This window comes from Paenibacillus ihuae (assembly GCF_001368795.1).
GTDB classification, from domain to species: Bacteria; Bacillota; Bacilli; order Paenibacillales; family Paenibacillaceae; genus Paenibacillus_AQ; species Paenibacillus_AQ ihuae.
The window spans coordinates 223,687-229,199 of sequence record NZ_LN831200.1 but is presented as its reverse complement, the minus strand read 5'-3'; the positions used below and the strand labels follow the sequence as shown (position 1 = coordinate 229,199).

Annotated in this window: 7 protein-coding genes and 1 pseudogene; all 8 read left to right on the top strand. The window is 48.4% G+C overall.

What is annotated here, in order from left to right; translation table 11 throughout:
• A partial coding sequence (locus tag AQR02_RS34805; protein WP_245237715.1) for a hypothetical protein occupies window positions 1-116 on the top strand: 116 nt, incomplete at its 5' end.
• Window positions 117-304: 188 nt separating this feature from the next.
• Entirely contained in the window at window positions 305-646 is a 342-nt protein-coding gene (locus tag AQR02_RS32640) for a hypothetical protein (RefSeq protein WP_209444279.1), read from the top strand.
• A 124-nt stretch (window positions 647-770) separates the two neighbouring features.
• On the top strand, window positions 771-1,151 hold the full coding sequence (locus tag AQR02_RS23585) for a GntR family transcriptional regulator (protein WP_054942847.1): 381 nt from the start codon (window positions 771-773) through the stop codon (window positions 1,149-1,151).
• On the top strand, window positions 1,148-2,017 hold the full coding sequence (locus AQR02_RS23580) for an ABC transporter ATP-binding protein (RefSeq protein WP_054942846.1): 870 nt from the start codon (window positions 1,148-1,150) through the stop codon (window positions 2,015-2,017). Before AQR02_RS23585 ends, AQR02_RS23580 begins: the two co-directional genes overlap by 4 nt.
• Complete coding sequence (locus AQR02_RS23575; RefSeq protein WP_054942845.1) at window positions 2,010-2,648, top strand: ABC-2 transporter permease; 639 nt, start codon at window positions 2,010-2,012, stop codon at window positions 2,646-2,648. The genes AQR02_RS23580 and AQR02_RS23575 overlap by 8 nt, the downstream gene beginning before the upstream one ends.
• A gap of 397 nt (window positions 2,649-3,045) precedes the next feature.
• Complete coding sequence (locus AQR02_RS23570) at window positions 3,046-3,699, top strand: RNA polymerase sigma factor (protein ID WP_245237702.1); 654 nt, start codon at window positions 3,046-3,048, stop codon at window positions 3,697-3,699.
• On the top strand, window positions 3,699-4,895 hold the full coding sequence (locus AQR02_RS23565) for a hypothetical protein (RefSeq protein ID WP_054942844.1): 1,197 nt from the start codon (window positions 3,699-3,701) through the stop codon (window positions 4,893-4,895). Before AQR02_RS23570 ends, AQR02_RS23565 begins: the two co-directional genes overlap by 1 nt.
• Window positions 4,896-5,074: 179 nt before the next feature.
• Window positions 5,075-5,513 (top strand): annotated as a pseudogene (locus AQR02_RS34800) (LTA synthase family protein); the annotation flags it as partial.

The following is a 5,513-nucleotide window of genomic DNA, read 5'->3' as shown; positions in this document are numbered from 1 at the left end:
TCGATGGTGAAATCCTGATGGATAAAGGACTGCTGAAGACCGTGGATAAAGACACCGTGCTGCACGAGGCCAACCGCTCGATCAAACGGCTGCTGGTTCATTCGAAGATTAGTTGAAAACATTATAGTGTATACGAATATATGAATATACGACTTATGCCCACGACTAACTATTGTGTGGGCTTTTTGTCCTTGTTGACATAAAGAAGCTATAACCTCACAATCGGAAAGATATGATTTTTGGGGTGGGAGTGTTCACTATAATAAGCTTTTACGAGAGTCTTCCGTTGCCGGTATATTTATTTGTGTCTATTGGATTAGCGATCCCTTTTATATTTCATATCGTAAAGGACCGGCACAAATATGATCTGTTTGTGTCTCTGGGTATGAGTTTAATTGCATCAATGTCTATTATGCTTGGTCTGGTTAAAATTTTTGAAAGATATTCTTTATTTAGTCAGCAAAGAGAAAGCATTGGAAATTGGGCTATGCTTGGGTTCTTAGGGTTACCACTAATAATTATCAGTGCCTATAAGAATACAGCTGATGACCCGGAAAAGAGAAAATCAGTGGTGATTGCGGGCGGTGTACTGATTATTATCGCCTTGTTGGTGGGCGGGATTGGTATTTTAGCGTATTTATTTTGAATAGAGATCAAGGGGGGCGAGCTTTCGCAGCCCTTATCTTTTTGGAATTGACACATCCTCATATAATGTATATATTAAATATATACACTAAATACAATTAACGTAAGGATGATGGTGCCGCAGGATGAACATATTGATATCAAGTACTTCCGGAGAGCCGATATATGCCCAGATTGTGGCCCAGATCCGTCAGCTGATTCTGCAGGGGGAGCTTGTATCGGGAACGCCTCTGCCATCCATCCGCCTGCTGGCCAAGGAGCTGCAGATCAGTGTGATCACGACGAAGCGGGCTTACGAGGAACTGGAGCGGGAAGGGCTGATCAACTCCATCGTCGGCAAGGGTTCCTTTGTATCCGGGGCGGATCAGGAATTTATCAAAGAGCAGCGTCTGCGGATGCTGGAGCTGAAGCTGAAGGAGATCATTGACGAGAGCAGAATGCTGAGTCTCAATTATGCTGAGCTTACAGATATGCTGAAGCTGCTATACGAGGAGGAACAGGAATGAGTGATTGCATCAGACTGGATCATCTGCACAAGAGCTATGGACATTTTCAGCTGCAGAATATTTCACTGGGGGTGAAGGAAGGGTATATTACCGGACTGATCGGCCCGAACGGGGCAGGCAAAACGACGCTGATCAAGATGATCATGGGCATGGTCCATCCGGACCAGGGAGAGATTCAGCTGTTCGGGCTGGATCACAAGGAGCATCTGCCGGCGAATAAAGACCGGATCGGCTACGTGTCTGACGAGAATATATACTACGAGCAGCTTACGGTTAAACAGATGAAAAAGGTGATTGTCCCGTTCTACAGCCGCTGGGATGAGGATACATACATGAAATACCAGGAGCTGTTCAAGCTGCCCCCGGGCAAGAAGATCAAGGATCTGTCCAAGGGGATGAAAGTTAAGTTTTCACTGGCAATAGCGTTGTCGCATGGGGCAGATTTGCTCATTATGGACGAACCTACTTCAGGGCTTGATCCGGTGTTCCGCAGAGAGCTGCTGGATTTGCTTACAGAACATATTCAGGACGAGCGGAAGTCGATTATTTTCTCAACGCATAACACAACGGATCTGGACCGGATTGCCGATTATATTGTGTTCATTAACGACGGGCGGATCGTGTTCCATGAGATGAAGGAGGCGCTGGCCGAGAAATATCTGCTGGTCAAAGGCGGCAAAGAACTGCTCGACCGTGACGTCCGCCGCTTATTCCTCGGTATCCGGGAGAGCGCGCACGGCTTCGAGGGGCTGATCCAGAACCGGAGTGAGGGGGAGCGTTACTTCAAGGAAACGGCCATTTGCGAGACGCCCAGCTTGGAGGAAATTATGTACTTTTCAGTAAAAGGAAGTGATGTACGTGTATAATTCGCTGTATCTGATCCGTAAAGACTTCATCCTCATCCAAAAGTTTATACTGCTGCTTATCCCGTATTATCTGGTTATGGGCTATACGAATTTCGACGGCTATACACTGTTCGCCCTGTTCCCTGCCATGATTCTGCTGATCAATTCCTGCACACTTGATGTGCAGCAGAATAATCAGAAATTTCTGATTAGCCTTCCGGTCCCCAGACAGCAGCTGGTGCTGGCCAAATATTTGGCCATTCTGCCTTACGGAATGGTCAGCCTGGTATGTACGCTGCTGCTGTACCTGGTCGCGTTCCTGTCCGGCCGGACAACCGGCCCTCTAGCCTGGAGAGAGCTTGCCCTGTGCCTTGCCGCCTTTCCGCTACTTGCATCATTCTACCTTCCTCTCTATTATTGGCTGGGCCGGAAGGGGACACAGGTGGTCAATTTTGTCTTCATCATGCTGATTATGCTTAGTGTTAGCGCGGCTTCTAAGCTGGTGGAGTGGTTGCCAGGCCTGTCGCACTGGGTGAGTACAGGCAAGACGGACAGCATTCTGCTTCCGGTTATTGTGGGTCTCGGCTATGTGCTGGTTCTATTCTGCTCCTATCTGATTTCGCTGCGTGTGTTTGCTGCCAAGGATATCTAATAATCTTGAAATGATCTCCGGAGATAGAGGACATTTTTTTCTGTTATATTGGCTCTAACTGGCTCTAAGTGTATTTAATACAACTGGAGAGGCCTGTTTTGCGCTGAAACTGATGTAGCTGTACTCTGTACAATTAAACCCCCAGTAATGGAGCAAAAGTGGAGCATGACCTAACTCTAACTGTAGAGAATACAATTACAGCGGCTAATACCGGTCTTTTCTTCGTTATAACTGTAGGAAGTACACTTAAAGCCAAAATGCGGTGGTTGTTAAAAGGGCTGCATTTTCTGCAATCAATCTGTGTCATAGAGTGCAATCGATTCACTTTTAGCAAACTAAAAAATAGAAAATAAAGGGAACCTTTTGCCTAATAAAGGGGTCGTATAAGGTGAGGTGAGTGCAATTGGAGCTGGAGCTGGATAAGCGGGTTGAACGGGAGAACCGGGATGAACGGATAACGCCGGATGAGCTGAAGGATGCCGAAACCATGAATGAAGATCTGCTGCGGCAGGTAATGGGCCTGTACGGAAATGATATCTGGAACTATATCTATTATCTGACTAAAAATGCCGAGCAGGCAGATGATCTCACGCAGGAAGTATTCGTGAAATGCTTTTACCGGATTGGCACGTACAGGGGAACTTCCAGCTTCAAGGCCTGGCTGTTTACGATCGCGCGCAACACGGTTTTCTCTTACCGGAAATCACGATTTTTCCGCACAGGCCTGTGGGGCGGCGGGGTTCAGAGTCTTTCGCCTGTGTACGCGGAGCGGCAAGGGGCAGATCCGGGACAGCATGGCACCTTGGTGGAGCAGCTCGGCACTTCGCGTTCCGCGGAGATGGAATATTTGGGTAACCAGCAGACGAGGGACATCTGGGACATCATCATGAAGCTGCCGGAGAAGCTGCGCGAGGTGCTGGTACTGGACCTGAAGGCAGAGCTGTCGGTTAATGAAATCGCCGGTCTGACCGGGCTGCCTCCGGGAACCGTCAAGTCAAGGCTGCACCGTGCGCGGCATAAAGTCCAGGACAAACTAAGGGGGATGAAGTGATGGAGGAGCATGAGCCGCAGTGGTATGAACAGGCACGCAAAGGGCCGTTCCAGGAGCCGAAATTTACCGATTCCTCTGCTGAAAGGGTGATCCGGCGTGTACAGCAGGGCAGGCCAGGCGAAGTCAGAGCCGGATTCAGGTTCCGGGGCTTGCTGGCAGCCGCCGCCGTTGTCCTGGTGCTGGCAGGAGCAGGGGCGTTGTACTTGAACAGTATACCTGCAAAAGAAGGCAATTCGGCAGGCATCACCCTTCCTGTGGAGAGTAATCCTGTGCTTACCGATGAAGCGCTAAAAAAGAATGCGGAACAGCTGATGCTGAAGCAGCTTGGCAAGAGGCTTCCTTTTGAAAAACTATTGCGGGAGGGAAATAAGGACTACGTACAGCTCGTTTACAGAGAGAGCGAACAATCGGACTCCTTCGCATTTTTCCAAATTAGCAAGGAGACGGGGGAAGTAACTATGTACAGCATGTGTGCTTCGTATGGACCGGGAGAAATCGGCAGCAAGCTAATCGCTGAGGCCCGGAAAAAATTGCAGGAGCTCGGGTATAAGCGGGAATTTCAGGCTACGGGGTTAACGCGTTATGCCGATTACGGGAATACAGCGGATAAAACTGTAGAAGTTAAGAATGTTGTACATGCAGAAGATGCCGATATTAACTTCACAAATGGCGTTTATGTCCGGGCCGGCTTCAATGTAGATCAGAGCGATGTCAGTGAGGAATTAAAGGAAGCCGGACTAAAGGCGCTAAGGCTGATTCGAAGCGGAGGGGATGAGGACTTGAGCAAGATTATCCGTTATACCGGGGAAGGCATGTACGGTGAAATTACTCTGATCTATGGACCTGACGTAAGTAAATCCTCAATTGTTACGCTGGACTATGCTACGCATGCTGTCCTGGACATTACCGTTCAGTCGTTAATCATCGCCAAATCGGAGGATCCGAAAAAGCTTGCTAAGCAGGACCGGCAGCTGCTGGAGATGGATAATGCCAAGCTGCAGAGTGCGGCTGCTGCAATTGCAGACGAACTATTTGATATCCGGCTGGAGGATTATATGCTGGATAAATATGAGTCGCAGCCTGGGGTTATTACCTTTGAAAGCCGGGGGGATGCCCCCTCCATCAGGGCTTCATATAATCTGGACGGGGTGATGTACAGTTTAAATATGGCGCGAGATATTAATACTCTATATTAATGAAGCAATGCAGGAATGGAGCAATGGAAGTAGGCAGGATAGAGACGTACGCCCATACCGGGCGGCGTCTCTTTTTGATTAACAAAACAAGTATTGCTATACTAGAGAAATCTGATATTTTACAGAAAAGTGGAAGTTATTTTACAGAAAAATACGGAATAGAAGTAAGAGGGGATAAGATGAACGAGAACCAAGCCAAGCTGCTGCCGGTGCAGTTCTATATTGTAGCCGGACTCATCTGGCTGAAGCTGCTGCTGTTGAGAGGACTGTTTTTTGAACAGATTGCCTGGGAGTGGATTGCCGCCGATCTGGCACCGGTACTGCTGATTATGGGGATTCTGACCGTTATTCTTCCGCGGCGCATGAAGACGGGCGCTTATTGGATCTTCAATACGATTTTATCGCTGCTGCTGTTCGCAGCCAGTGTGTATTTCAATCATTTCGGTTCGGTTCCGACCTATCTGGCCTTCTATGAGCTGAATCAGGTCTTTCAGGTCAAAGAGAGTGTGGAATCAACGATTCAAGCCATTGATTACCTGTTCTTCGCTGATCTTGTGGTGATGATGCTGTATGCACTGATCCGCAGATGGCAGCGGGGCCCCGCCCACCCGGTCCGCA

What these genes read in the sequence shown, in the direction of transcription:
- AQR02_RS23585 (WP_054942847.1), top strand. Translation starts at nt 771, where the DNA reads ATGAACATATTGATATCAAGTACTTCCGGAGAGCCGATATATGCCCAG.
- AQR02_RS23580 (WP_054942846.1), top strand. Translation starts at nt 1,148, where the DNA reads ATGAGTGATTGCATCAGACTGGATCATCTGCACAAGAGCTATGGACAT.
- AQR02_RS23565 (WP_054942844.1), top strand. Translation starts at nt 3,699, where the DNA reads ATGGAGGAGCATGAGCCGCAGTGGTATGAACAGGCACGCAAAGGGCCG.